General features: G+C 74.5%; 19 protein-coding genes and 2 pseudogenes. 18 read left to right on the plus strand and 3 right to left on the minus strand.

Annotated features, from left to right (window positions below):
• Positions 1 to 353: 353 nt before the first annotated feature.
• The 6 genes from KPL57_RS06560 (at position 354) to KPL57_RS69385 (ending at position 7,070) form a co-directional block, all read left to right on the plus strand.
• Complete coding sequence (locus KPL57_RS06560; RefSeq protein WP_226350904.1) at positions 354 to 959, plus strand: hypothetical protein; 606 nt, start codon at positions 354 to 356, stop codon at positions 957 to 959.
• An 85-nt stretch (positions 960 to 1,044) separates the two neighbouring features.
• On the plus strand, positions 1,045 to 2,460 hold the full coding sequence (locus KPL57_RS06565) for an LCP family protein (RefSeq protein WP_226350905.1): 1,416 nt from the start codon (positions 1,045 to 1,047) through the stop codon (positions 2,458 to 2,460).
• A 92-nt stretch (positions 2,461 to 2,552) separates the two neighbouring features.
• Positions 2,553 to 3,494, plus strand: coding sequence for an iron-siderophore ABC transporter substrate-binding protein (locus KPL57_RS06570; RefSeq protein WP_226350906.1), 942 nt, complete (start codon positions 2,553 to 2,555; stop codon positions 3,492 to 3,494).
• A gap of 77 nt (positions 3,495 to 3,571) precedes the next feature.
• Positions 3,572 to 4,549: an iron ABC transporter permease gene (locus KPL57_RS06575; RefSeq protein ID WP_226350907.1), complete on the plus strand. Its 978-nt coding sequence runs from the start codon at positions 3,572 to 3,574 to the stop codon at positions 4,547 to 4,549.
• Positions 4,546 to 5,598: an iron chelate uptake ABC transporter family permease subunit gene (locus KPL57_RS06580; protein ID WP_226350908.1), complete on the plus strand. Its 1,053-nt coding sequence runs from the start codon at positions 4,546 to 4,548 to the stop codon at positions 5,596 to 5,598. The genes KPL57_RS06575 and KPL57_RS06580 overlap by 4 nt, the downstream gene beginning before the upstream one ends.
• Complete coding sequence (locus KPL57_RS69385) at positions 5,595 to 7,070, plus strand: ATP-binding cassette domain-containing protein (protein WP_308187827.1); 1,476 nt, start codon at positions 5,595 to 5,597, stop codon at positions 7,068 to 7,070. The genes KPL57_RS06580 and KPL57_RS69385 overlap by 4 nt, the downstream gene beginning before the upstream one ends.
• 7 nt (positions 7,071 to 7,077) lie before the next feature.
• On the opposite strand, the gene asnB is transcribed toward KPL57_RS69385, so the two are convergent.
• Positions 7,078 to 8,715 (minus strand): asparagine synthase (glutamine-hydrolyzing), encoded by a 1,638-nt coding sequence (gene asnB, locus KPL57_RS06595; protein ID WP_308252799.1) that lies wholly within the window; start codon positions 8,713 to 8,715, stop codon positions 7,078 to 7,080.
• 251 nt (positions 8,716 to 8,966) lie between these two features.
• On the opposite strand from asnB, the gene KPL57_RS06600 reads away from it, so the two are divergent.
• From KPL57_RS06600 to KPL57_RS06610, 3 genes are all read left to right on the plus strand, one after another.
• Positions 8,967 to 10,889: an FAD-dependent oxidoreductase gene (locus tag KPL57_RS06600; protein ID WP_226350909.1), complete on the plus strand. Its 1,923-nt coding sequence runs from the start codon at positions 8,967 to 8,969 to the stop codon at positions 10,887 to 10,889.
• A 247-nt stretch (positions 10,890 to 11,136) separates the two neighbouring features.
• The gene (gene mihF, locus KPL57_RS06605) at positions 11,137 to 11,448 is read left to right on the plus strand and encodes an integration host factor, actinobacterial type (RefSeq protein ID WP_020621796.1); all 312 of its coding nucleotides are present in this window, start codon (positions 11,137 to 11,139) and stop codon (positions 11,446 to 11,448) included.
• A 112-nt stretch (positions 11,449 to 11,560) separates the two neighbouring features.
• Complete coding sequence (locus KPL57_RS06610) at positions 11,561 to 12,592, plus strand: alpha/beta fold hydrolase (protein ID WP_226350910.1); 1,032 nt, start codon at positions 11,561 to 11,563, stop codon at positions 12,590 to 12,592.
• Here KPL57_RS06610 and KPL57_RS06615 read toward each other — a convergent pair.
• Together KPL57_RS06615 and KPL57_RS06620 are read right to left on the minus strand one after the other, a co-directional pair.
• On the minus strand, positions 12,574 to 13,272 hold the full coding sequence (locus KPL57_RS06615) for a response regulator (RefSeq protein WP_020621798.1): 699 nt from the start codon (positions 13,270 to 13,272) through the stop codon (positions 12,574 to 12,576). The genes KPL57_RS06610 and KPL57_RS06615 overlap by 19 nt on opposite strands.
• A pseudogene (locus KPL57_RS06620) lies at positions 13,269 to 14,905 on the minus strand (ATP-binding protein). The gene KPL57_RS06615 and the pseudogene KPL57_RS06620 overlap by 4 nt, the downstream one beginning before the upstream one ends.
• A 247-nt stretch (positions 14,906 to 15,152) precedes the next feature.
• Here KPL57_RS06620 and KPL57_RS06625 point away from each other — a divergent pair.
• The 9 genes and pseudogenes from KPL57_RS06625 (at position 15,153) to KPL57_RS06660 (ending at position 25,630) form a co-directional block, all read left to right on the plus strand.
• The gene (locus tag KPL57_RS06625; protein WP_374203679.1) at positions 15,153 to 16,175 is read left to right on the plus strand and encodes a Bug family tripartite tricarboxylate transporter substrate binding protein; all 1,023 of its coding nucleotides are present in this window, start codon (positions 15,153 to 15,155) and stop codon (positions 16,173 to 16,175) included.
• 220 nt (positions 16,176 to 16,395) lie between these two features.
• Positions 16,396 to 17,394, plus strand: coding sequence for a tripartite tricarboxylate transporter substrate binding protein (locus KPL57_RS06630; RefSeq protein ID WP_226350911.1), 999 nt, complete (start codon positions 16,396 to 16,398; stop codon positions 17,392 to 17,394).
• Positions 17,391 to 17,963, plus strand: coding sequence for a tripartite tricarboxylate transporter TctB family protein (locus KPL57_RS06635; protein WP_226350912.1), 573 nt, complete (start codon positions 17,391 to 17,393; stop codon positions 17,961 to 17,963). The genes KPL57_RS06630 and KPL57_RS06635 overlap by 4 nt, the downstream gene beginning before the upstream one ends.
• Positions 17,852 to 18,761: pseudogene (locus KPL57_RS06640) on the plus strand (IS5 family transposase); the annotation flags it as partial. The gene KPL57_RS06635 and the pseudogene KPL57_RS06640, both read left to right, overlap by 112 nt.
• A 98-nt stretch (positions 18,762 to 18,859) precedes the next feature.
• Complete coding sequence (locus tag KPL57_RS06645; protein WP_075312238.1) at positions 18,860 to 20,368, plus strand: tripartite tricarboxylate transporter permease; 1,509 nt, start codon at positions 18,860 to 18,862, stop codon at positions 20,366 to 20,368.
• A 195-nt stretch (positions 20,369 to 20,563) separates the two neighbouring features.
• A complete protein-coding gene (locus KPL57_RS06650) occupies positions 20,564 to 22,606 on the plus strand; it encodes an amino acid transporter (protein ID WP_226350913.1) in 2,043 nt (680 codons plus the stop codon).
• Between the two features lie 256 nt (positions 22,607 to 22,862).
• The gene (gene sfnG / locus KPL57_RS06655) at positions 22,863 to 23,981 is read left to right on the plus strand and encodes a dimethylsulfone monooxygenase SfnG (RefSeq protein WP_226350928.1); all 1,119 of its coding nucleotides are present in this window, start codon (positions 22,863 to 22,865) and stop codon (positions 23,979 to 23,981) included.
• A 163-nt stretch (positions 23,982 to 24,144) separates the two neighbouring features.
• Positions 24,145 to 24,216, plus strand: coding sequence for a putative leader peptide (locus tag KPL57_RS71820; protein ID WP_350590274.1), 72 nt, complete (start codon positions 24,145 to 24,147; stop codon positions 24,214 to 24,216).
• 184 nt (positions 24,217 to 24,400) lie between these two features.
• A complete protein-coding gene (locus tag KPL57_RS06660) occupies positions 24,401 to 25,630 on the plus strand; it encodes an acyl-CoA dehydrogenase family protein (RefSeq protein ID WP_226350914.1) in 1,230 nt (409 codons plus the stop codon).
• Positions 25,631 to 25,710 lie beyond the last annotated feature (80 nt).

Consider the following 25,710-nt stretch of genomic DNA (forward strand, 5'->3'; position numbering starts at 1 on the left):
GCATCGGAGAGACCGTGAAGGTCCCCGGCCGCCGGACACCGCCGCCGAGCACCGGCGGCACCGCGCGTCCGAGCCCGACGCCCCGCCGCAGGAGCGCGACCGCGCGCCCGGCTGACGGCGAGCTGCCGATCGTCCCGCGCCGGCCCGGCGACCGTCCCGGTGGCTCCGTGTCCGGTGGCGCCGTGTCCGGTGGTTCGCGCCGGACGCACCGTCGCGCCCCGGCGCACCCTCGGCCCCGAGCGGCCCGGGCGGTCCGGTCCCGGGCCGGTGCCGCCGGGTGGGCCCCGCGCCCCCCGGTGACCCGTCCCGGTGGCCCCGACCCGCGTTCCGGCGGCCGGCCCGGCGGTGCCCCCGTGCCCACGGTGCCCCGCCGGATCCGGTGCGCGGTCCTCCGGCGCGGTCCGCCCGGACACCGTCCCCGGCCGGCCCGACACCGGCAGACCCGACGGCGGCAGGCCCGACGGCCCGCAGGGGCGACCCGCCGACGCGCGCGCCCGGCCGGCCCGGGTGGCGCCGCACCGGATCCCGCGCGCGACGCCGCACGTCCCGCCCCGCCGCGGCCGCCGCACCCCGGCCTGGCCGCCGGTGCCGCGTCAGGCACGGCAGCGGCCGGCTCCGCAGCGGCCGGCGCCGCGGCATCCTGGAACCGACCCGCCCCGGACGGCCGCGGCGACGACGGCAGCGTCGACGACGACTACGGCGACGGCGAGACCGCGCTGGCCCCGCCCGCCGGCCCGTCGGCCGCGCCCGATCCCGCGCGGCGCACCCTCGCCGCCGCACTCGGCCTCACCGCGGCGTCCACCGTGGTGCCCGGCAGCGGCCATCTCGCGCTGCGCCGTCGTCGTACCGGCGGGCTGATCCTCGGCACGCTGGTCGCGATCGTCGTCGGGCTGGCGGCGGTGGCGCTGCTGGCCCGGCGGTCGACGCTGCTGCAGAACCTGTTTCGACGACCACGCTGACCGTCATCGCGGGCGCGCTGGTGGTCGCCGGCATCGCCTGGATCGCCCGGTCGCGCGGACCTACGCGCTGGCCCGGCCGCGCGGGATGCCGCTCGGCCAGAAGATCGTCGGCACCGGGACAGCGGCCCTGCTGTGCCTCGCCGTCGCCGTCCCGTTCGGCTACGGCGTCGAGCTGGTCAACTCCCAGCGCGGGCTGCTGAACTCGCTGTTCCAGGGCGGCGGGACCTCGGCGGCCGAGGCGCTGGGCAAGCCCCGGCTCAACGTGCTGCTGCTGGGCAGCGACGCCGGCGACGACCGGACCGGCACCCGTACCGACACCATGATGGTCGCCAGCATCGACACCCGCTCCGGCCGGACGACGCTGTTCAGCCTGCCCCGCAACATCCAGCGGGCCGAGTTCCCGCCGGGCAGCCCGGCCGCGGAGAAGTTCCCGAACGGCTTCCACGACCCGTCGCAGCCGTTGTCGGGCGACTACCTGCTCAACGCCATCTACGCCTACGCCGAGCAGCACCCGGAGATCGCCCCGTCGGGACCGACCTCGTCGCCGGGCATCAACCTGCTCCAGTCCTCGATCGCGTACATGACCGGCCTGCCGCTGGACTACTACCTCGAGGTCAACATGGCCGGGTTCTCCTCCATGATCGACGCCGTCGGCGGGGTCACCGTGAACGTCGGGCCCGAGCCGATCCCGGTCGGTGGTGTCACCGCGTTCGGCCGGCATGTCACCCCGGACCGCTACATCAGCCCCGGGGTGCAGACCCTGGGCGGCGAGGACGCGCTGTGGTTCGCCCGTTCCCGCCGTGACGGCACCGACTACCAGCGGATGGGCCGCCAGCGCTGCCTGATCCAGGCCGTCATCTCACAGACGACCGCGACCGAGCTGATCTCCCGGTTCCAGAGCATCGCCGCGGTGACCCGGGACAACGTGGCCACCGACATGCCCCAGCAGGTGCTGCCCGCGCTGGCCGTCCTGGCCGACGAGGGGTTCCGGCTGGAGAGCGTCGCGTTCGACCCGTCGCTGCCGGACCCGAACTCCCCGACGGGCTACTTCGTCACCGCCGACCCGGACGTCCCCTACATGCGCGAGGTCGTCCGCAACGCCATCGCCGACCCGCCCCCGAGCCGGCGCCCGGGACCGCACCGTCACTCGCCGCCCCGACGACGCAGCCGTCGACGAGCTCGGAGTCGTCCCGGTCGTCCTCGTCGAGCGCGTCGCCGACCCCCGACCCGGCCGCGGCCCGGCCGCAGTCGGTCGAGGAGTCCTGCGCGGCGACCGGCGCGGCCGACGTCCCCGCCGGGGCCGAGCCCGGGAACTCGCAGGAGCCGTCCGCGACCGGCTCCGAGCAGGTCGACGGTCTCCGCCCCGACCAGAACTGAGCCCGCCGCAGCCGAGCCGTCACGGTCGAGGCCATCGGAGCGCCGGTGCGGCCGCCCGGCGGCATCTGTGGCGCACACGGCTGCGGTCCGCTCTTCCGTCCGCCGCACCGGGATGATGAAGTGAGGGTCACCTATAAGTTGGAGAGGCGGCCCTTCCGTGCGACGAACGCTCCCCCTGTTCGCCGGTCTGCTCATCGTGCTGATGCTGCTGGCCGGATGCGGCTCACCGGAGCCCGGGACCACACCGTCGGGGGCCACCCCGTCCGGGGACGGTGCGTTCCCGGTGACGGTCCCGACCGCGTTCGGCGACGTCACCGTCCCCGAGCAGCCCCGCCGGTCGTCGCCCTCGGGTGGAGCGACGCCGAGACCGCGCTGGCCCTGGGCGTCGAGCCGGTCGGGGCCGCGGACTGGCTGGCCGTCGGCGGTGACGGCCTCGGACCGTGGGTGCAGGCCCGCTACACCACCCCGCCGCAGATCCTCGGCACGCTCGAGGTCGACCTGGAGGCCGTCGCGGCCCTGGACCCGGACCTGATCCTCGACACCCGCTCCTCCGGCGACCGGGAGCGCCACGACCGGCTGACCCAGCTGGGCGTGCCGGTGATCGGCATCCCGGCCGGCGGCGAGAACTACAAGACGACCTGGCGCGACCAGCTCCGCATGGTCGGAGCCGCGGTCGGCAAGCCGCAGGAGGCGGCGCGCGCGCAGGCCGACCTGGAGCGACGCTTCGCCGACGCCCGCGCGCAGCACCCGCAGCTGCAGGGCGCCACGGTCGTGTCCGGGGCCCGCAACACCCTCGGCGAGTACGCCGCCTACACCGGCGAATCCGGGCGCCTGGCGTTCCTGAAGGAGCTGGGCATGGTCAACGCCCCGCAGATCGAGTCGCAGCGCACCGACGGCTTCTCCGTCCCGATCTCGCGGGAGCGGATGAACCTCCTCGACGCCGACGTCACCGTCATGCAGGCGATCTCGAAGGACACCTCGGCCATCGCGAACGACCCGCTGTGGAAGGCCGTGCCGTCGGTCGCCGCGGGGCGCGGTGTGCTGCTGTCGGACCGCGACGTGTCCCAGGCCTTCTCCAGCGCCTCGGTCGACGGCTGGCGCTACGCCCTCGACCGCACCGTGGGCCAGCTCGCGGACGCGGCGGCGAAGGCGCGGTGACCGCCCCGACGGCCACGCCCACCGTCCCGTCCCCTCCGGATGCGCCGGCGACGGTCCGGCGGCGGCGGTGGCCCGCCGTGGCCGGCCTGACCGTCGCCCTGCTGGCCGTGGCCGCGCTCGGCCTGCTGGTCGGTGCCCGGCCGCTCGCGCCGGGGTTCGTGCTGGACGTCCTGACCGGGGCCGTCGACCGGACCTCCCCGGACGCGCTCGTGGTCACCGAGGTGCGGCTGCCGCGCACGGTGCTGGCGGTCCTGGCCGGGGCCGCGCTCGGTGTGGCCGGGGTGCTCGCCCAGGGCATCACGCGCAACCCGATCGCCGAGCCCGGCATCCTCGGGCTCAACACCGGCGCCGCCCTCGCCGTCGTGCTCGGGATCGCGCTGCTCGGTGTCGACACCCTCAGCGGCTACGTCTGGTTCGGCTTCGCCGGGGCGGCGGTGGCGGCCGTCGTCGTCGCCGGAGTGGCCGGCATCGGCCGCCGCGGCAGCGTCTCCCCCGCGACGCTCGCCCTGGCGGGCGCCGCGCTCGCCGCGGGCCTGCAGTCGATCACCACCCTGTTCCTGCTCACCGACCCCCAGGCCTTCGACGACTACCGGTTCTGGCAGGTCGGCTCGGTCGCCGGCCGGGACCTCGGGATCGCAGCGCAGGCGGCCCCGTTCGTCGTCGCCGGGCTCGCACTGGCCCTGACCTGCGGTCCGCGGCTGAACGCGCTCGCGCTCGGCGACGACGTCGCCCGGTCCTTCGGCCGCCCGGTCGGGACCGACCGCGCCGTGTGCGGGGTGGCCCTGGTCGTGCTGGCCGGGGCCGCGACCGCCGCCGCGGGGCCGATCGCGTTCCTCGGGCTCGCCGTGCCGCACCTGGTGCGGCGCCTCGCCGGGACCGACCACCGGGTGGTGCTGCCGCTGGCGGCGCTCGCCGGACCCGTCCTGCTGCTGGCCGCGGACGTGCTCGGCCGGGTCGTCGCCCCGCCGGGCGAGGTCCAGGCCGGGGTGGTGACGGCCGTCGTCGGCGCCCCGCTGTTCGTCGCGCTGGTCCGGCGGCGGAGGTTCCTGCGATGAGCACCGGGACCGTCACCGGCGGGGATCCCACCGCGGTGTTGCGCCGGATCCGGGCCCGGGCCCGGCGCCGTCGTACGACGGCCGGGCTCGCCGTCGCCGTCGCCGTGCTCGCCGCGTTCGTCACCTCCCTCTCGGTGGGTGCACAGGGCCTCGGGCCCGGCGACGTGCTGGCCGCGCTGACCGGGCTCGGCACGCCGCGCACCGAGCTGGTGGTGCTGCGGCTGCGGATGCCGCGGGCGTTGACCGCGCTCCTGGTCGGCGCGGCCCTCGGCCTGGCCGGGGCCCTGTTCCAGCGGGTGCTGCGCAACACCCTGGCCAGCCCGGACGTGATCGGTGTGGGTGCCGGCGCCGCCGTCGGTGCGGTGACCGCCTCGATCGTGCTCGGTCTGTCCGCCACCGGGACCTCGGCCGGTGCGGTGCTGGGCGCCGTCGCGGCGGCGCTGCTCGTCGCCGTCCTGGCCCGCCGCGACGGCCTCGGCGGTACCCGCTTCGTGCTGGTCGGGGTCGGGATCGGGTCGGCCGCGATGGCCGTCGTCTCCTACCTGATGATCACCGCGTCGCTGACCACGGCGCAGCAGACGCTGGTCTGGCTGACCGGCAGCGTCACCGAGACCGGCTGGTCGACGGCGGTCCCGCTGGCGACGGCCTGCGCGGTGCTCGTGCCCGCGGCGCTGCTGCTGGCCCGCGCGCTGCCCCGCCTGGAGCTCGGTGACGACACCGCGACCGCGCTCGGGCTGCCCGTCGGCCGGGCCCGGGGCGCGCTGCTGGCGGTGGCCGTCCTGCTCGTCGCCGCCGCGGTCGCCGCGGCCGGGCCGGTGTCGTTCGTCGCGCTCGTCAGCGGGCCGCTCGCCGCCCGGCTCGCCGGCCCCGGGCGGGCGTCGCTGCCGCACGCCGCTGGTGTCGGGGCCGCGCTGGTGCTGTTCGCCGACGTCGTCGCCCGCACGCTGATCGCCGAGGTCGCCCTGCCCGCGGGTGTCGTCACCGGTGCGATCGGCGCCCCCTACCTGCTGTGGCTGCTCGCCCGCTCCCGGACCGGAGGAACCCCGTGACCACCCCCGCCACCGTGCCCGCCGGGCCCGCGCTGGACGCCGACGGCCTGGTCCTGCGCTACGACGAGCGCGTCGTCGTCGACGGCCTGACCGTGCACGTCCCGCCCGGCCGGATCACCGTGATCGTCGGCCCGAACGCCTGCGGCAAGTCCACCCTGCTGCGCGGGCTGGGCCGGATCGTCGCCCCGGCCGCCGGGACCGTGCGCCTCGACGGCACCGACGTCCGGTCGCTGTCCGGTCGCGAGCTGGCCCGCAGGCTCGGGCTGCTCCCGCAGTCCCCGACCGCCCCGGACGGCATCACCGTCGCCGACCTGGTGGAACGCGGCCGGTCACCGCACCAGGGCTGGTTCGGCGGCCGCGGCGACGCCGACGACGCCGCCGTCGCCGAGGCGATGCGCGCGACCGGGGTGCTGGAGCTGGCCGACCGCCCGGTCGACGAGCTGTCCGGCGGTCAGCGCCAGCGTGTGTGGATCGCGATGGTGCTGGCCCAGGACACCGGGGCCCTGCTGCTCGACGAGCCGACCACGTTCCTGGACCTGCCGCACGCGGTGGAGGTGCTGGACCTGCTCGTCGACCGGAACCGGGAGCGGGGCAGCACGGTCGTCGTCGTCCTGCACGACCTGAACCTGGCCTGCCGCTACGCCGACCACCTGATCGCGATGGCCGACGGCGCGATCGTCGCGCAGGGCCCGCCCGCGACGACGATGACCGCCGACCTGGTGCGCCGGGTCTTCGGGATGGAGTCGCGGGTGGTGCCCGACCCGGTCGCGGGCACCCCGATGATCGTGCCCGCCGGACGGCACCACCCGGTTCCCGCGCCGGCCGCCCCGGCCCCCGAACCGGACGCGGTGCGGACCGAGGACGAGCTGCGCGAGGTCGTCGCCGCGCCGCACCCGATGGTCGCGGGCAAGTCCACCGACCGGGTCGACGAGGTCGCCGCCCGGTTCGTCGCCGCCTCCCCGCTGGTGTTCCTGGGCACCACCGCGCCGGACGGCACGGTCACGGTGACCCCGCGCGGCGACGCCCCCGGCTCGGTCCGGGTGCTCGACGGCGGCCGGCGCCTCGCGGTCCCGGAGCGGCCGGGCAACCGGCGCGTCGACAGCATGCGCAACCTGCTCGCGCACGACGGCATCGGACTCACCTTCTGCGTGCCGCGCGCCACGCACGTGCTGCGGGTGCACGGCCGCGCCCGGGTGACCCGCGACCCCGCGGTGCTGGCGCTGTGGGGCCCGGCCGACGCCGAGGGCCAGGGCCCGGCCGGGCACCGGCCGCCGCCGCTCGCGCTGCTGGTCGACGTGCACGACGCCTACGTGCACTGCGGCCGGGCGCTCGCCGCCGCCGGGCTGTGGGACCCCGACAGCTGGGACGGCGACGACGTCCCGGGGGTGAAGGAGCTGGCCGACGCCGCCCGGGCCGACCGCGCGAGCCGCGCCGAGGACCCCGACACCGTCGGACCGGCCGCACGGGTGTGAGCGGGGCTCAGGCCGTCGCGAAGGCCCCGAGCACGTGGTCCGGCCGGATCCCGTCGAAGTGGGACCGCCAGATCCCGTGGTAGAGGATCTCCTCCTCGCTGCGCAGCGGCCAGGAGTCGGACGGGTGCTCGGGCACCTCGTCGGTCAGCCCGGCGGCCGCCGCGGCGGCGGCCTTGCCGGCGGCCAGCTCGGCCAGCACGGTGCCGGCGCCGGAGCCGTCGCCGAACTGCTCCTTGCCGCGCCACAGCAGGTCCTCGGGCAGCCAGCCCTCGAACGCCTCGCGCAGGATCGCCTTCTCCGGCCGGCCGCCGGGGCGCTGCTTCCACTCCGGCGGCAGCGCCAGCGCGGCGCGGACCAGGCCGGAGTCGAGGAACGGCTCGCGGGCCTCCAGCCCGAAGTACATGGTGGTCCGGTCGCAGCGCTGCAGGTTCAGGTGGTGCAGCTGCTCCAGGGAGCGGACCAGCTCGGCCTGCAGGGTGTCCGGGTCGGCGTACTCGGGCCCGTGGACGTAGGAGTAGCCGGCGAACAGCTCGTCGGCGCCCTCCCCGGTCAGCACGACCTTGACCTTCTTCGCCGCCTCGCGGGCGAGGATCAGGTTGGGCACGGCGCTGCGGACCAGGGCCGGGTCGTAGTGCTCGATGACCTCGACGGCGTGGTCGAGGGCCTCGGCGATGTCCTCGGGCGTCACCAGGACCTCGTGGTGGTCCGAACCGATGTGCGCGGCGACCTTGCGGGCCGCGATCAGGTCGCCGGACTCCGCGGTCCCGACGGCGAAGGTGGGCAGCTGCTCGCCACGGGCCCGTGCCTCCTGCGCGGCGATGGCTGCGACCAGCGCCGAGTCGAGGCCACCGGACAGGAACACCCCGACGCCGACGTCGGACATCATCCGGCGGCGCACCGCGGACACCACGGCCTCGCGCACCCGGGACAGGTCGGCGTCGTCCCAGCCGGGGCGGATCGCGCGGCGGGCCGGGCGGACCTCGACCGGCACGGCGTCGGCGAACCGCACCAGCCCCGACGACGGGCTCCACAGGCAGCCGGGCGGGAACGAGCGCACGTACGGACGGTCCTCGGGGTCGAACGCACGGAGCTCGCTGGCGAACAGCACCGTCTCCGACGGGTCCGGCGCGGTGTACGGGACGGCCCCGGCCGCACCGCCGCCGTCACGGAACTCTGCCGACGGCACCCAGTACAGCGGCTTGACCCCGAATGGGTCCCGGGCGACGAGCCCGGGACCGTCGGTGCGCCCCATGGCGACGGCGAACATGCCGTTGAGCGAGGCGACCGCGGCCTGGCCGTCCCACATCACCGCGTGCAGCGCGGCCTCGGTGTCGGACTTGGTACGCACCGTGCCGTCCGGGAACGCCTTGGCGATGCGCTCGTGGTTGTAGATCTCGCCGTTGCCGACGATCCAGGCGGTACGCGCGGCGTCGGACATCGGCTGGTGCCCGCCGCTGACGTCCATGATCGACAGGCGCTGGTGGCCCAGCCAGGTGTTCCCGACGACCTGCACGCCGGTGTCGTCGGGTCCGCGGTGCGCCACCCTGGCGAGCATCCGCTCGTACTTCTCGGGGTCGGCGGGCTCACCGCCCGGCCATGCCGTGGGTCCACCGAACGCAGCCACGATCCCGCACATGGGCTCCATCGTCGCACGGTCGGCGAGCCCGCATCCGGCTTCCGTTCCCCCACCGTGTGAGTTCGGACTCTGAAAGGCGTTTCCGGAGCGATCCGAATTGCCCCGGCGGCCGAGGGTTCGTACGGTCGGAGACCGGCCAGGACGGCCGCCGTCCACCGCCGACACCAGGACTCAGGGTCCGGAGGCGGGGACCGACACCGGCCATCGAGCAGGTGCGCGGTGACGCCGCGCCAGGACCGACCGACAAGGGGCGGACTCAGGTGAGCACGGCAGAGCACGACGAGCGGCAGGGCCGGCACAAGGTCGTGATCGTCGGCGGAGGGTTCGGCGGTGTGCAGGCCGCCAAGGCGCTCAAGGGCGCCGATGTCGACGTGACCATCGTCGACCGCACGAACCACCACCTGTTCCAGCCGCTGCTCTACCAGGTGGCGACGGGCATCCTGTCCCCCGGCCTGATCGCCCCGGCGCTGCGCCGGGTGCTGAAGAAGCAGCGCAACGTGCGCACCCTGCTCGCCGAGGTCGGCGACATCGACCTCGAGGCCAAGGTCGTGCACGCGGCCGCGCCGGACGGACAGCGGATCACGCTGCCCTACGACACCCTCGTCGTCGCCGCGGGCGCCACGCACGCCTACTTCGGGCACCCGGAGTGGGCCGAGCACGCCCCCGGCATGAAGTCGATCGAGGACGCCCGGCTGCTGCGCTCGCGCATCCTGGGTGCCTACGAGCTCGCCGAGGTCGCGACGACCGAGGAGGAGAAGCAGGCGTGGATGACCTTCGTGGTCGTCGGCGCCGGCCCCACCGGTGTCGAGCTGGCCGGTCAGCTGGCCGAGCTGGCGCAGTACGTGCTGCCCCGCGAGTACCGGTCGATCGACACCCGTTCCGCGCGGATCATCCTGCTCGACGCGGCGCCGGCGGTGCTCCCGCCGTTCGCGAAGAAGCTGCAGGACTACACCCGCAAGACCCTGGAGAAGAAGGGCATCGAGGTCCGCCTGAACACCATGGCGACCGACATGGACGCCGACTCCATCACGGTCAAGGGCCCGAACGGCGAGGAGCGCATCGTCGCCCGCACCAAGGTGTGGGCCGCCGGTGTGCAGGCGTCCCCGCTGGCCGAGCTGCTCGCGAAGGCCTCCGGCGGCGAGGTCGACCGGGCCGGGCGCCTGGCGGTCGACCCGGACTGCAGCCTGCCGGGCCGCAGCGACGTGTTCGCCATCGGCGACATGGTCTCCACCATCGACCGGCTGCCCGGTGTCGCGCAGGTCGCGATGCAGCAGGGCACCTACGTCGGCAAGCTGATCAAGGCGCGGGCCAAGGGCGACGACACCACCCCGGCCCCGTTCCGCTACTTCGACAAGGGCTCGATGGCCACGATCGGCGCGCGCGAGGCCGTCGCCGACGTGCGCGGCATCAAGCTCACCAGCTGGATCGGGTACTTCATCTGGTGCTACGTGCACGTGATGTTCCTGATCGGCTGGGGCAACCGCTTCGGCACGCTCTACAACTGGCTGCGGTCGCTGCGTTACGCCCGCTACCGCGGGCACCGGCTGATCAGCGTCACCGCCTCCTACGACAAGGCGGTCGACCCCGAGAAGCCGCTGGGCGCCGAGACCGACGAGCGCGCCGAGCTGGACCCGCGGGTCTCGCCCGGCTCGCCACCGGCGCCCGACGAGCGCCCGGGGGCACGCGCCCCCGGGCGTCGTCGCGTGCGGGGGTGGGTCGCGACGTGGCACCGTGCTCGGGTGACCCCGGCGATGCAGGTCCTGATGCGTGACATCGCGCGGCTCTGGGACACCGCGGCCGGCGCGCTCTACGACGACGGGGACCCCGGCCCGGCGACGGCCGCGCTGGCCGCCGACGTGCGCTGGACCGAGCTGCCCACCGGCGCCGGGGGCCACGGCCGGGACGCGGTCGCCGCGCACCTGGCCGCCGTCGCCGGTGCCCGGCCGTCCGGGCTGACCCGGACCCGGTTGTCCCGCACCGTCGACGTCCGTCGGGTCGTCGACGAGGTCCGCGTCGGCTTCACCCACGACCGGGAGCTGCCGTGGCTGCTGCCCGGGCTCGCCCCCACCGGGCGCGCGGCGGAGGTGTTGGCGGTGCAGCTGGTGCGGGTCCGGCAGGGCCGGATCGACGAGGTCCGGACCCTCTGGGATCTCGCGGGACTGCGCTCCGTGCTCGACGGGTGAGCCCGCCGTCACCGCTTCCGCGGCATCATCGCGCTGACCTGCGGCAACAGCCCCACTCGTCGAATGTGCGACGGGCGGTCGCCCGGGTGCGGTGAACAGCGCCACGGAAGGCCGTGACCAGGCCCGACACGCCCTGAAGAGGGGGTTCCCGCAGGTCGTGGCGATGTCTCTGCCAGTCTGTACCGCGATCGGAGATAGCAGTCCACCCCGGTGAGCGGGGTGCGTGAACCGAGAGGAGTTGTCAGCGATGGCTCTGCCCACCCTGACCCCGGAGCAGCGCGCCGAGGCGCTCAAGAAGGCGGCTGCGGCCCGTACCGCCCGCAAGGAGCTCCGCGACAAGATCGCCAGCGGCGAGGAGACCATCCCCGCTGTGCTGGGGCGCGCGAAGACCGACCAGATCGTCGGCAAGACCAAGGTCGCCGATCTGCTGAAGAGCGTCCCGGGCTGGGGCCCGGCGAAGGTCTCCAAGGTGATGGAGGAGGCCGGCATCGACGTGTCGCGTCGTGCCGCCGGCCTCGGCGACCGTCAGCGCGCCGCGCTGATCGAGAAGGTCGGCTGACCTTCCCCCAGCGCCTCGCGACGGCCCGGCCCGCCCTGTGCGGACCGGGCCGTCGCGTGTTCCGGGCCGGGCGCCGGCGGGGCGTCCGTGCCGGTCTGGCAGCCTGCCCGGTGTGGACAGCCCCGGTGTGGAGCGGCCCGGTGTCGAGCGGCACGGTGTGGAGTCGCAGGGCACCGTGCGCACGGTCGAGGCCGAGCCGGGCGTGACCCTCTGGGTGCAGGACCTGCCCGCGCACCGGCCGACGCCGGCGGCCCCGGTGCTGCTGATGAACGGGGCGGGCTCGGCCGGGTACGGCTGGCCGGACGCATTGGTCGAGGCGCTGCGCGAGCGGCACCGGGTGGTCCGCTACGACCACCGTGACACCGGTCGTTCCACCCACGCGTTCGAGGACCGGCCCTACGCCGTCGCCGACCTGGCGACCGACGCGCTCGCGGTGCTCGACGGCTGTGGGATCGACCGGGCGCACCTGGTCGGGATCGGGCTGGGCGGGACGCTGGTCCAGCTGCTGGCGCTCGACGCGCCGCACCGCATGGTCAGTGCGGCGCTGCTGTGTTCCGCGGCGCTGCCGTGCTCCGCGGCGCTCGACACCGGCGACGCCGACCTGCCCGGCCCGACCCGCGACGTCCGGCGGATGTGGCAGGAGCTGGGCGACCCGCGCGACGAGGCCGGGGAGCTGGCCTGGCGGGTCGAGTACTGGCGGCGCGTCTCCGGCGGGGTGCTGCCGTTCGACGGCGTCGAGTTCGCCGCACGTGAGCGGCGGATCATGGACCACACCGGGCGGGTCGAGCCGTGCACCGCACATGCCCAGGCCGACCTCGACGGGCTGGACCGCGGCGGCGAGCTGGGCTCGGTCACGGTGCCGACTCTCGTCGTCGAGGCGCCGGAGGACCCGGTGCACCCGCCGCCGCACGCCGACCACCTGGCGGCGCGAATCGGGGCGGCGGCGCAGCTCGTCACCGTCGACGGGATGGGGCATGCGCTGCCGGACCTGCTGTGCGAGCCGATCGCGGCGGTGCTGCTGGAGCACGCCGCCGAGGCCGAGGAGGCGGAGGCCGACCCTGCGACACCGCAGGCGGAGGCCGTCCCGGCGGCACAGCAGGCGGAGCAGGCGCCGCCGGGGGCCGGTCAGCCGACCCAGCGGTAGCGGCGCTCCGGGCGGCCGGTGCCGCCGTAGCGCAGCCGTACGGTGACCTGCCCGGTCGACACGAAGTGCTCCAGGTACCGGCGGGCGCTGACCCGGGACAGCCGGGTGGCCTCGGCGCACTCGGTCGCCGACAGGTCCGCCTCCGCGTCGGTCCCCGAGTGGTCGCGCAGGGTGCCCGCGACGAGCTCGGCGGTCGGGGTGGTGAGGCCCTTCGGCATGCGTTCCGGGCCGCCGGGGGTGCGGGCGGGGGCGGCACCGGTGCCGCCGAAGATCCGGTCGATGTCGGACTGGTCGCGGACGCGGTCCAGGTCGCGCCGTATCCGCGTCGCGCGGTGCACCTGGGCGGCGAGCGCGGCGGAGTCGAACGGCTTGACCAGGTAGTGCAGCGCCCCGCCGTGCAGCGCAGCGGCGACCGTGTCGGAGTCGTCGGCGGCGGTGACGACCAGCACGAACGGGTCGTCGGCGGCCCCGGTGCGCAACCGCGTCAGCACCTCCAGACCGGACATGTCGGGGAGGTAGACGTCGAGCAGCACCAGCTCCGGGCGGAGCCGGGCGGCGGCGTCGAGGGCGTCGGCGCCGTTGTGCGCGACGCCGACCACGGTGCAGCCCTCGATCCGCTCCACGTAGCCGGAGTGGACCTTCGCGACCATGAAGTCGTCGTCGACGACCAGGACCCTCACACCCGCACCCCCGTCGGCGCCACCGGCAGCACCGCCTCGAAGACCGCACCGGCCCTGCCGGCCGGCGCCGGCCGCACCGCGATGGTGCCACCCCGGCGCAGGCACGCCTGCCGGGCCAGGGCCAGACCGAGCCCGCGGCCGCCGATCTCGGCGGCCTTGGTGGAGTAGCCGGCCCGGAACACCTCCTCGGCGAGCTCCGAGGCGATCCCGGGACCGGAGTCGCGGACCTCGATCCAGACCTCGTCGCCGTCGGTGTCGCCGCCGCCGGCGAGCCCGATCTCGATCCGGCGCGGGCCCTCGTGCCCGGCGGTCGCGTCGATCGCGTTGTCGATCAGGTTGCCGAGCACGGTCACGAGGTCGGCGGACAGGTCCGGGTCGTGGTCGGGATCGGTCGGGTCGAGCCGGGACTCCGGGTCCAGGGCCAGCTCGACGCCGCGCTCGGCGGCCTGGCTGTTCTTCGCGACGAGCAGCGCGGCCGTCGCCGGGTCGCCGACGCTGGCGGTGACCTCGCGCCGCCAACCCTCCGAGGCGGCGACGATCCCGGCGACGAACCGGCGCACCTCGTCGTGCTCGCCGAGCTCGGTGAGCCCGGCGATGGTGTGCAGCCGGTTGGAGAACTCGTGGGCCTGCGCGCGCAGGGTGTCGGTGACGGTGTGCGAGGCGTCGAGACGGTGCTGCAGGGTGGTGAGCTCGGTGCGGTCCCGCAGGGTCACCACGGCGCCCACGATCCTACCGTCGCGTCCCTCGATCCGGACCGGGCGGCGGTTGAGGACCAGGGCCCGGGTGTCGAGCAGGACGAGCTGGTCCTCGCCGTCGGCGGCGCCGGTGAGGACCTCGCGGAGCCGGTCGTCCAGCCCCAGGTCGGCGACGGCGTCGCCCTCCCGGGCACCGGGCAGCTGCAGCAGCTCGCGGGCCACCGGGTTGAGCAGGGTGATCCGGTTCGCGGTGTCCAGCCCGACCACGCCCTCCTTGATCCCGAGCAGCATCGCCTCCCGGCGCTGGACCAGCTCGACGATCTCGTCCGGCTCCAGGCCGAGGGTCTGGCGGCGGACGCGGCGGGCGAGCAGCAGCGACCCGAGGACGCCGACGCCCAGGGCCAGTCCGAGCAGCGCGCCGGTCTCGGCGCGGGCCCCGGCGAGGGACTCCCAGAGCGACGGCGCGCGGATCCCCGCCGACACCAGCCCGGCGACGGCGCCCCGGTCGTCGACCACCGGCACCTGGGCGACGACGGTGCGCCCGTCGGAGTTGCCGACCCAGGCGCGGCCCCGCGGCGCGGTGCTGGCGCCGGGATCGAAACGCTGCCGGACCCGGGACGGTCGGGTGAGGTGCGCACCACCAGCCCAGCGTCGACGATCTCGATCTCGCCGGCCCCGGACAGGTTCTCCGCGCTGCGGGCGAACGACGGCAGCAGGTCGTAGCGGCGGGTCTGCAACGCCTCGCGGACGGTCGGCACGGACGCGACGTCCTCGGCGACCGACAGCATCCGGCGCCCCTCGGTCTCGCGGAACGACTCCGACGACTGCACCGCGGCCAGCGCCGCGACCGCGCCGAGCAGCACGACCACGACCACCAGCTGCCAGACGAGGAACTGGCGGGCCAGTGGCCCTCCCGTTCCCCCGGCGCTCCGTCGCATGCGCCCAGCGTAGGGCGCGTGCCCGCGGCGGCGACCGCGCGACCGGTGGGACCGCGATCCGTGGGACCGAGCCCGCGGACGACGACGCGTCGCGCGGCTCACCCTCGTGGACCGGCCCGGCCGCGGGCGCGCAGACTCCGACGGCGGCGGCAGGCAGCGGCACGACAGCGGCACGACAGCGGCGCTGCAACGGCACGGCAGCGACACGGCAGCGACACGGCGACGGGGGGCGGGCATGGTGGGGACGGTGGCGCGCCTCGGAGGGCCGCCGCCCGCCCGCCGCGCCCGCCGGGGCCAGGTCACCGCGCTGGTCGCGGTGCTCGTGCTGGCCCTCGCCGCGGTCGTCGTCCCGATCGTGCTGACCGGCGGGCCCCGGCCGCTGTCCGACCTGCGCATCCTCGTGCCCAACCCGCCGGGCGGCGGCTACGACGTCACCGCCCGCAGTGCGGCGAAGGTGTTGTCCGACAACGGGATCACCGGTCCGGTCGAGGTGTTCAACCTGTCCGGTGCCGGCGGGATCGCCGGGCTCGGCCGGATCGAGGGCGAGGCCGGCAACGGCAGGCTGCTGATGAGCATGGGGCTCGGGGTGGTCGGGGCGACCGCCTCGCGCGACACCCCGCTCTCGCTCGCCGACACCACGCCGATCGCACGGCTGACCGAGGAGTCGGAGATCGTCGTCGTGCCCGCGGACTCGCCCTACCGGGACGTCCGCGCCCTGCTCGACGCCTGGCACGCCGCTCCCGGCGGGCTCACCGTCGGCGGCGGCTCGACCGTCGGCGGGCCGGACCACCTCGCGACGATGCTGCTGGCCGAGGGCGCCGGCATCGCGCCGGCCCGGGTCCACTACGCGTCCTACGAGGGCGGCGGTCCGCTGCTCGCGGCGGTGCTGCGCGGCGAGGTGGCCTTCGCGGTGTCCGGGGTGGGCGAGTTCGCCGACCAGATCGGGACCGGTGACCTGCGGGTGCTCGCGGTGACCGCGGGCGAACGCGTGCCCGGCCTCGACGTGCCGACACTGCGCGAGTCCGGGGTGGACGTCGAGTTCAGCAACTGGCGCGGGCTGGTCGCGCCGCCCGGGCTGTCCGACGCCGACCGCGCCGCGCTGGCCGACGCCGTCGCCGCGATGCGTGCCACCCCGCAGTGGCGGCAGGTGCTGGCCGCGAACGGATGGCACGACGCCTGGCTCCCGGGCGCGGACTTCGCCCGGTTCACCACCGCCGAGAACGAACGGGTGGAGCACGTCCTGGGCGAGCTGGGCCTGCGGTCGCGCTGACCACTCGGGCCCGCGGGCGGCGCCGTGTCCGTGATGACCGAAACGACCACAAGGACCGTTGTGGCCGTTACGGAGACACCGTTCGGGTGACCCCGCACACTTCAGCGCGTTCGCTTCGCAACGGTGAGATCGGACGCACATGCCCCAGTCGATGGCCCCTCCGCAGTCGCAGGAACCGCCCTCGCAACACCGGCCCACGCCGGACGACCCCGCGCCGCCCGTGCCGCGGCCCCGGGTCGGACCTCTCGTCGGCACGGTCCTGGCCGTCCTGGCCGCCCTGCTGCTCGTCCCGCCCGCGGTCGGTGCGATCGGCGGCGGTGGCGACGGCACCCAGCTCCGCGGACTGCGGATGCTCGTCCCCAACGCCCCCGGCGGCGGCTACGACGTCACCGCCCGCAGCGCGGCCAAGGCCATGGAGGACGCCGGGCTGACCGGGTCGGTCGAGGTCTTCAACCTGCCCGGTGCGGGCGGCACGGTCGGGCTCGGCCGGACCGTCAACGAGGCCGGCGACGACCGGCTCGTGATGAGCATGGGCCTGGGTGTGGTCGGCAGCGTGTACTCCAACGACTCGCCGGCCACGCTGGAGCAGACCACGCCGATCGCGCGGCTGACCGAGGAGACCGAGATCGTCGTCGTCCCCGGTGACTCGCCCTTCCGGAACGTGGGCGACCTGCTGGCCGCCTGGCGGGCGGCGCCCGGGAAGACCCCGGTGGGCGGCGGTTCCTCCCCCGGCGGCCCGGACCACCTGGCCCCGATGCTGATGGCCGAGGGAGCCGGGGTGGACCCGCGCGCGGTCAACTACATCTCCTACGACGGCGGCGGCGAGCTGCTCGCCGCGGTCCTCGGCGGCAAGGTCGCGTTCGGGGTGTCCGGGCTCGGCGAGTTCGCCGACCAGATCGCCTCGGGCGACCTGCGGGTGCTCGCGGTGACCGCGGGCGAACGCGTGCCCGGCCTCGATGCGCCGACACTGCGCGAGTCCGGCATCGACGTCGAGTTCACCAACTGGCGCGGCGTCGTGGCGCCGCCGGGGCTGGACCCCGAGGGCGTCGCGGAGCTGGAGCGCGCCTACGCCGAGCTGCACACGACGCCGGAGTGGCGCGAGGTGCCGGCACGCAACGGCTGGCAGGACGCCTACCTGCCGGGGCCGGAGTTCGGCCGGTTCCTGGCCGACGAGGACGCCCGCGTCGAGCGGGTGCTGACCGGGTTGGGGCTGACGTGACGACCATCGGGGACACCGGGACCGCCCGCTCCTGGTGGAAGGAGCACTCCGAGCTGGGTGTGTCGGTCCTGCTGGCCCTCACCGGCCTGCTGGTGCTCGGCGACACCCTCGCCGAGGGCGGCGGCGGCACCGCGTCCGACCCGCTCGGGCCGCGCACCGTCGCGTTCGTGCTCGGCGCGGCGCTGCTGGTGCTGGCCGCGCTGCTGACCGTCGACGTCCTGCGCGGCGGCCGCGGCGAGGCCGAGGGCGGCGAGGACGTCGACCTCGAGGTGCCGATGGACCTGCGCACGGTCGGGATGCTGGCCGGGGTGATCGTCGCGACGGCGGCGCTGATCCCGCTCGCCGGGTGGCCGATCGCCGGGACCGTCCTGTTCGCGGGTGCCACCTACGCGCTCGGCTCGCGCGCGGTGCTTCGCGACCTCGGCATCGCCGCCGGGGTCTCAGAGCGTGTTTGGAAATGGTGGGTGTGTCGGGATGGTCGACACGGCTGGGGTGCTCCATCGTGGTCGGCATGCAGGAACGACCGCGCCGGTACCCCTCGGACACCAGTGATGCCCAGTGGGTGGTGATCGAGCCGTTGTTACCGCCGCTCGCGCGGCGGGGGCGGCCTGTTGCTCATGCTCGTCGGGACGTGCTGGACGCGATCTTGTATGTCGTGCGGACCGGGTGTGCCTGGCGGGCGTTGCCGGTGGACTTCCCGCCCTGGCAGACCGTCTACTGGTACTTCAACCAGTGGGAACAGCAGAAGGTCACCGAGAAGATCCTCCCGGTCGTGCGGGGGCAGTTACGTATCGCCGAGGGCCGTGATCCGGAGCCGAGTGCGGGGATCATCGATTCCCAGTCGGTCAAGGGCGCCGACACCGTCGGCCAGGACTCCCGCGGCTACGACGCCGGGAAGAAGACAGGCGGACGGAAACGGTTCATCGTGACCGACACCCTCGGTCTGCTGCTGACCACGATGGTGTGCTCGGCCTCGGTACAGGACCGCGACGGCGCCAAGCCGATCCTGCTCAACCTCTACCTGCGCACCAGGGTGCGGTTCGTCTACGCCGACGCCGGCTTCGCCGGGCGACTGCTCGACTGGGCCGCCACGATCCTGCAGACAACGATCGAGATCATCCGCAAGCCACCCGAGCAGCGCGGATTCACCGTCCTCCCACGAAGGTGGGTGGTCGAACGGACCCTGGCCTGGCTCACCGCACACCGACGCCTGGCCCGAGACTACGAACGCCACCCCACCACATCCGAAGCCATGATCCGCTGGGCCGCGATCAACACCATCACCCGCCGCATCGCCCGTGGATACCCCGCCACCCGCCAGCAGAAACACACGACACCCTCAACCCACTAGAATTTCCAAACACGCTCTCACTGCTGACCTGGGTGCTGTTCGACGCCGTGCTCGGCGTCGACCTGCCCGGCGGCCCGCTGATGGGGGTTCTGGGATGACCGAGGTGCAGTGCTGATGGGCACGTTCGACCTGCTCATGAACGGGTTCGCGCACGCGCTGACCCCGCAGAACCTGTTGTTCGCCGCGTTCGGGGTGCTGCTCGGCACCGCGATCGGCGTGCTGCCGGGCATCGGCCCGGCGATGGCGGTGGCGCTGCTGCTGCCGGTGACCTACGCCTTCGACCCGACCGGTGCGTTCATCATGTTCGCCGGCATCTACTTCGGGGCCATGTTCGGCGGGTCGACGACGTCCATCCTGCTCAACACCCCCGGCGAGTCCGCGTCGGTGATGGCGGCCATCGAGGGCAACCCGATGGCGAAGTCCGGGCGCGGCGCCCAGGCGCTCGCCACCGCCGCGATCGGGCACTTCATCGGCGGCATCGTCGGCGTGACCGGGCTGGTCCTGGTCGCCCCGCTGATCGCCTCGGTGGCCGTCGACATCGGCGCCCCGGACTACTTCGCGATCATGGTGCTGGCCTTCGTCGCCGTGAGCGGTGTGCTGGGCGCCTCGCGGGTCCGCGGGTTCGCCGCGCTCGCGCTGGGCCTCACGATCGGCCTGGTCGGGCTCGACCCGATCTCCGGGCAGCCGCGGCTCACCTTCGGGGTGCCGCAGCTGGCCGACGGCATCGACGTCATCATCGTCGCGGTCGGGTTGTTCGCGATCGGCGAGGCGCTGTGGGTGGCCGCCCACCTGCGACGACGCCCGCAGGAGGTCATCCCGGTCGGCCGTCCGTGGCTGGGCCGCGAGGACCTGCGGCGCACCTGGAAGCCGTGGCTGCGGGGACCGTTCATCGGGTTCGGCTTCGGCTCGATCCCGGCCGGCGGCGCCGAGATGTCGACGTTCATGGCGTACGTGACGGAGCGGAAGCTGTCGAAGCACCCGGAGCAGTTCGGGAAGGGTGCCATCGAGGGCGTCGCCGGGCCGGAGTCGGCGGCCAGCGCGTCGTCGGCGGGGACGCTGGCGACGATGCTGACCCTCGGCCTGCCGACGACGGCGATCGCCGCCGTCATGCTCGCCGCGTTCCAGCAGTTCGGCATCCAGCCCGGCCCGCTGCTGTTCCAGAAGGAGCCGGACCTGGTCTGGACACTCATCGCGAGCCTGTTCATCGGCCTGGTCATGCTGCTGGTGCTGAACCTGCCGCTCGCCCCGGCCTGGGCGAAGCTGCTGCGGATCCCGCGGCCGTACCTGTACGCGGGGATCCTGTTCTTCGCCTGCGTCGGCGCCTACGCCGTGTCCGGCCAGCCGGTCGACCTGCTGGTGCTGCTCGCGATCGGCGGAATCGGGTTCCTGATGCGCCGGTTCGGGCTGCCGGTGCTGCCGGCGATCATCGGGGTCATCCTCGGCCCGGATGCGGAGCTGCAGCTGCGCCGCGCCCTGCAGATCGCCGACGGCGACGTCACGACGCTGGTCTCCACCCCGCTGGCGGTGGTGGTGTACTCGCTGATCGCGATCTTGTTGGTCGCCCCGGTCGTGCTCCGGGCGGTCCGCGCCCAGCGCGGCGACCGGGAGTCCGAGACGGTCTGACCCGGCCGGCGACCCCGACGACGTCCCGCGGCCGCACCGGCCGCGGGGCGTCGTCGGCACGACAGCGCTGCCCACGGTGCGCGCGGTGATCCGTTCGCCGCGCACGTCCGGACGCACGCGCGCGACGGATCACCGCGCGCGCAGCGGATCACGTCATGGCTGGCGACGACCGTGTCGTAGCGCAATCCTGGGCCGGTGGCGATCACCAAGACCCCGCGACGGGTCCGCGACCGGGTGGGCTCCTGGCTCCTGCAGGACGCGCACCGGCCCGAACGGCACGGGCCGCACACCCGGCCCGAGCCGGAGCACCCGCGCCATCCCTGGTGGAAGGTCATGTGCCTGACCGGCGTCGACTACTTCTCGACGCTGGGTTACCAGCCGGGGATCGCGGCGCTCGCCGCCGGCGTGCTCTCCCCCGTCGCCACCCTGGTCCTGGTCGCGGTGACGCTGCTCGGCGCGCTGCCGGTCTACCGCCGCGTCGCCCGGGAGAGCCCGCACGGCGAGGGCTCCATCGCGATGCTGGAGCGGCTGCTGCCCGGGTGGCGCGGCAAGGTGTTCGTCCTGGTCCTGCTCGGGTTCGCGGCCACCGACTTCCTCATCACGATGACGCTGTCCGCGGCCGACGCCACCGCGCACCTGGTGCAGAACCCGCTGGCCCCCGCCGCGCTGCAGGGGCAGAACGTGCTGATCACGCTGCTGCTGCTCGCGCTGCTCGGCGGGGTGTTCCTCGCCGGGTTCTCCGAGGCCATCCGCATCGCGGTCGCGCTGGTCGCGGTCTACCTGGTGCTCAACGCCGTCGTCGTGGTCGACGGGCTGGTCCGGATCGTCACGGCGCCGCACGTCGTCGCGGACTGGTCGGCGCTGCTCGTGTCCCGCTACCCGGACCCGCTGCTGATGGTGGGGATCGCGCTGATCGTGTTCCCCAAGCTCGCGCTGGGCCTGTCCGGGTTCGAGACCGGGGTGTCGGTGATGCCGCTGGTCCGGGGCCGCGACGGTGACACCGAGGACCGCCCGGAGGGCCGGATCGCGGGCACCCGGCGGCTGCTCACCGTCGCCGCGCTGATCATGAGCACCTTCCTGGTGACTTCCAGCGTCGTGACCGTGCTGCTGATCCCCGAGGCGGACTTCGCCCCCGGCGGGCAGGCGAACGGCCGGGCGCTGGCGTTCCTCGCCCACCGCGACCTGGGGAACGTCGTCGGCACCGTCTACGACCTGTCCACGATCGCGATCCTGTGGTTCGCCGGGGCCTCGGCCATGGCGGGCCTGCTCAACCTGGTGCCCCGATTCCTGCCCCGCTACGGCATGGCGCCGTCCTGGGCCAGGGCCGCGCGGCCGCTGGTCCTGGTGGTGCTGGTCGTCGCGTTCGGGGTGACCGTGCTGTTCGACGCCGACGTCGACGCCCAGGGCGGGGCCTACGCCACGGGCGTGCTGGTGCTGATGACCTCCGCGGCGGTCGCCGTCGCCTTGTCGGTGCGGCGCACCGGGAGCCGCCCGGCAGTCGTCGCGTTCGTGCTGATCGCGCTCGTGTTCGTCTACACGACGGTGGCGAACGTCGTCGAACGGCCGGAAGGGGTGAAGATCGCCGCCTGCTTCATCGCGGGGATCCTGGTGGTGTCGCTGCTGTCGCGCACCCTGCGCGCGTTCGAGCTGCGCGTCACCGACGTCACCCTCGACGACACCGCCCGCGGGTTCCTCGACGAGTGCTCCGGCTCCGGCCGGCCGCTGCGCCTGGTCGCGCACGAGCCCCGCCCCGGCGAGCGGGACAGCGTCGCCCGCGACGAGGAGTACCGGGAGAAGCTCGCCGAGGAGACCGAGGACCACCACATCCCCGACCCCGACCGGGTGGTGCTGGTCGAGGTCACCGTCACCGACCCGTCGGAGTTCGAGTCGGGCATCACCGTGCGCGGCGAGCGGCGCGGCCCCTACCGGGTGCTGACGACGTCGGCGCCCTCGGTCCCGAACGCGATCGCCGCGCTGCTGCTGCACCTGCGCGACGTCACCGGCACCGCCCGCACGCCTACTTCGACTGGACCGAGGGCAACCCGGTGCGCCACTTCGGCCGGTACCTGTTCACCGGCGTCGGCGAGGTCGCGCCGATCACCCGGGAGATCCTGCGGAAGGCCGAGCCCGACGTGGCCCGGCGCCCCGTGGTGCACGTCGGTTAGGACGGCTCGTGGTGGCCGGCGTGGGTCTCGCAGACGACGTTCCCTGCGGATCTCGACGAAGGCCCCGCGGTGATCTCCCCGGCATCCGGTTGACACCCACCGGCTCTGCGGGTTCGGTGGGACCGTGACCGGCTTCCTGCTGACCCGACGCCGTCACGTCGACAACCTCGTCGTCGTGAGCCAGGCCTGTCGCTGATCGCGTCACCGCAGGTCCGTTTCCTCCCTCTTTCCTCTCTTTCCGGCGCCGTCGTGCGCCCGTCTGCCGTGCCCGGCACACCCCCGAGGAGTCTCCCGTGTCCGATGCTCTCGACACCACGCCCAACACCCGGATCCAGGAGCCGCTGAAGTTCGCGTACTGGGTCCCGAACGTCTCCGGTGGGCTGGTCACCAGCACCATCGAACAGCGCACCGACTGGGGCTTCGAGTACAACAAGAAGCTGGCGCAGACCGCCGAGAACAACGGCTTCGAGTACGCGCTGTCCCAGATCCGCTACATGGCCAGCTACGGCGCCGACCACCAGCACGAGGCCACCGCGTTCTCCCTCGCGCTGGGGCTGGCCACCGAGCGGCTCACGGTGATCGCCGCCGTCCACCCCGGTCTGTGGGAGCCCTCGGTGCTGGCCAAGTGGGTCGCCACCGCCGACCACCTGACGAACGGCCGGCTCGCGGTCAACGTCGTCTCCGGCTGGCTGAAGGCCGAGTCCACCGCGATGGGCCAGCCGTGGCTCGAGCACGACGAGCGCTACCGCCGCAGCAACGAGTTCATCCGGGTGCTGCGCGAGATCTGGACCTCCGACGGCGGCGCCGAGTTCGCCGGCGACTTCTACCGGATCCGCGACTTCGACCTCAAGCCGCGCCCGCTCGACGTCCCGGGCCGTCCGCACCCGGAGATCTTCCAGGGCGGCAACTCCACCGCGGCCCGCTACAACGGCGGCACCGTGTCGGACTGGTACTTCTCCAACGGCAAGGACTACGACGGCTTCTCCGAGCAGGTCGAGGAGGTCCTCGGCCACGCGAAGACCGCCGAGCGCCTGCAGCCGGGCCGGTTCGGCCTCAACGGCTTCATGATCGCCCGCGACGACGAGAAGGAGGCCAGGGACACCCTCCGCGAGATCATCGAGAAGGCCAACCGGCCGGCCGTCGAGGGTTTCCGCGACGCCGTCCAGCAGGCCGGCAACTCCACCGGCGACAAGCGCGGCATGTGGGCCGACTCCTCCTTCGAGGACCTCGTCCAGTACAACGACGGTTTCCGGACCCAGCTCATCGGCACCCCGGAGCAGATCGCCGACCGCGCGATCGAGTACAAGCGGCGCGGCGCGAACCTGCTGCTGCTCGGCTTCCTGCACTTCCAGGAGGAGGTCGAGTATTTCGGCGCGAAGGTGCTCCCGATCATCCGGGAGAAGGAGGCCGAGCTCGCCGCCCGCGAGCCGCAGCTGACCGCCGTCTGACCGGCGGCGTCCGACCGACAACCTGCCCGCACGGGCCCGGCGACCGACGTCGCCGGGCCCGTGCGCGTCTCCGGGGACCGTCCTGACCGGACATCCCGCGCCGCGTCCCATTTCCGGGAACGTCTCGTTGACTTCCGCGGCGATCTACCCGAACACTGGGACCGTGCTGTTCACCGAGCTCACCCGTCGACGCCACGTCGACCTCTCGCGTGTGACCTCCTCGCTCTGTCGCTGACCGGCATCCCCGTCGCACCTCTCCACGTGTGACGGCCGGCGGGCGTCCGTCCCGCCGGTGATCGCCCGGCACCGTTCCCGCAGCCGGGTCCCCTCCCCCCGCGCACCGTCGTGGCGCGCCCGCACCCGGGTGCCCGTGGCGTGCCGTCGAGGTGCCCGGCTCCCTGCACCACGAGGAGTCACCCATGACCACCACCGAGATCCGTCCCGAGACCGTGACCGAGTCCTGGGACCCCGTACCCACCGACGCCGCGGGCTGGATCGCCCGCGCCCGCGAGGTCCGCGCCGTTCTGGCCCGCGACGCCGCCGCCCGCGAGCGCGCCGGCGCCACCCCGCACGCCGAGGTCGCCCTGCTCAAGGCCTCCGGCCTGGTCACCCTGCTCGGCCCGGTCGAGCACGGGGGCGGGGGCCAGGACTGGACCGTCGCCTACCGGGTGATCCGCGAGGTCGCGGCCGGCGACGGCTCGATCGGGCAGCTGCTCGGCTACCACCTGCTGTGGTTCTGGGCCGCGCGCCTGGTCGGCACGCCCGAGCAGATCGCGGCGGTCGAGGAGCAGGCGACCCGCGAACGCTGGTTCTTCGGCGGCGCGGTCAACCCCCGCGACGACGACCTGACCATCCGCGACGAGGGCGACGAGCTCGTCTACGACGGGCGCAAGAGCTTCTCCACCGGCAGCCGGGTCTCCGACGTGACCGTGCTGGAGGGCGTCATCGAGAACACCGACACCCACGTGTTCGCCATCGTGCCGAGCGCCCAGGAGGGCATCGTCTACGGCGACGACTGGGACAACATCGGCCTGCGCCTGTCGGAGTCGGGAAGCGTCACGGTCTCGGGCGTGCGGGTGCCGTGGGCGTCGGCCGCCGGGTTCACCGACAAGGTGTTCGCCCCGCGCGTCTACAACACCTTCAACGTGCCGGTGATCCAGCTGGTGTTCGTCGCGTTCTACCTGGGGATCGCGCGCGGAGCCCTGGAGGCGGGCGCGGAGTACACCCGCACCCGGACCCGGCCGTGGCTCTACGGCGGCCACGAGCGGGCCGTCGACGAGCCCTACCAGCTCGACCTCTACGGCGACTACACGGCCAAGCTCTGGGCGGTGGAGGCGCTGGCCGACGCCGTCGCGGCCGAGCAGCAGCGGCTGCACGACGACGCCGACGCCGTGACCGCCGAGCAGCGCGGCGAGCACGAGGTGCGCGTCGCCGCGGTGAAGGCGCGGGCCACCGAGGTCGCGCTGGAGATCACCGGGGGGATCTTCGAGGGACTCGGCGCGCGGGCGACCCGGACCGAGCTCGGCTTCGACCGCTTCTGGCGCGACGTGCGCACCCACACGCTGCACGACCCGGTCGCCTACAAGCGGCGCGAGGTCGGGGCGTGGGTGCTGCGCGACGAGCTGCCCGAGCCGACCTGGTACACCTGATCCCGGAATCCCCCGGACACGACACCGCCCGCCCCGGTCGCACTGGGGCGGGCGGTGTCGTCGCGCGGCGGTGCCGCGGA

It is taken from the genome of Pseudonocardia sp. ICBG601, from assembly GCF_020496245.1.

What these genes read in the sequence shown, in the direction of transcription:
- KPL57_RS06565 (WP_226350905.1), top strand. Translation starts at nt 1,045, where the DNA reads ATGCCGCTCGGCCAGAAGATCGTCGGCACCGGGACAGCGGCCCTGCTG.
- KPL57_RS06570 (WP_226350906.1), top strand. Translation starts at nt 2,553, where the DNA reads ATGCGGCTCACCGGAGCCCGGGACCACACCGTCGGGGGCCACCCCGTC.
- KPL57_RS06580 (WP_226350908.1), top strand. Translation starts at nt 4,546, where the DNA reads ATGAGCACCGGGACCGTCACCGGCGGGGATCCCACCGCGGTGTTGCGC.
- asnB (WP_308252799.1), bottom strand. Translation starts at nt 8,715, where the DNA reads ATGGAGCCCATGTGCGGGATCGTGGCTGCGTTCGGTGGACCCACGGCA.
- mihF (WP_020621796.1), top strand. Translation starts at nt 11,137, where the DNA reads ATGGCTCTGCCCACCCTGACCCCGGAGCAGCGCGCCGAGGCGCTCAAG.
- KPL57_RS06645 (WP_075312238.1), top strand. Translation starts at nt 18,860, where the DNA reads ATGGGCACGTTCGACCTGCTCATGAACGGGTTCGCGCACGCGCTGACC.
- KPL57_RS06660 (WP_226350914.1), top strand. Translation starts at nt 24,401, where the DNA reads ATGACCACCACCGAGATCCGTCCCGAGACCGTGACCGAGTCCTGGGAC.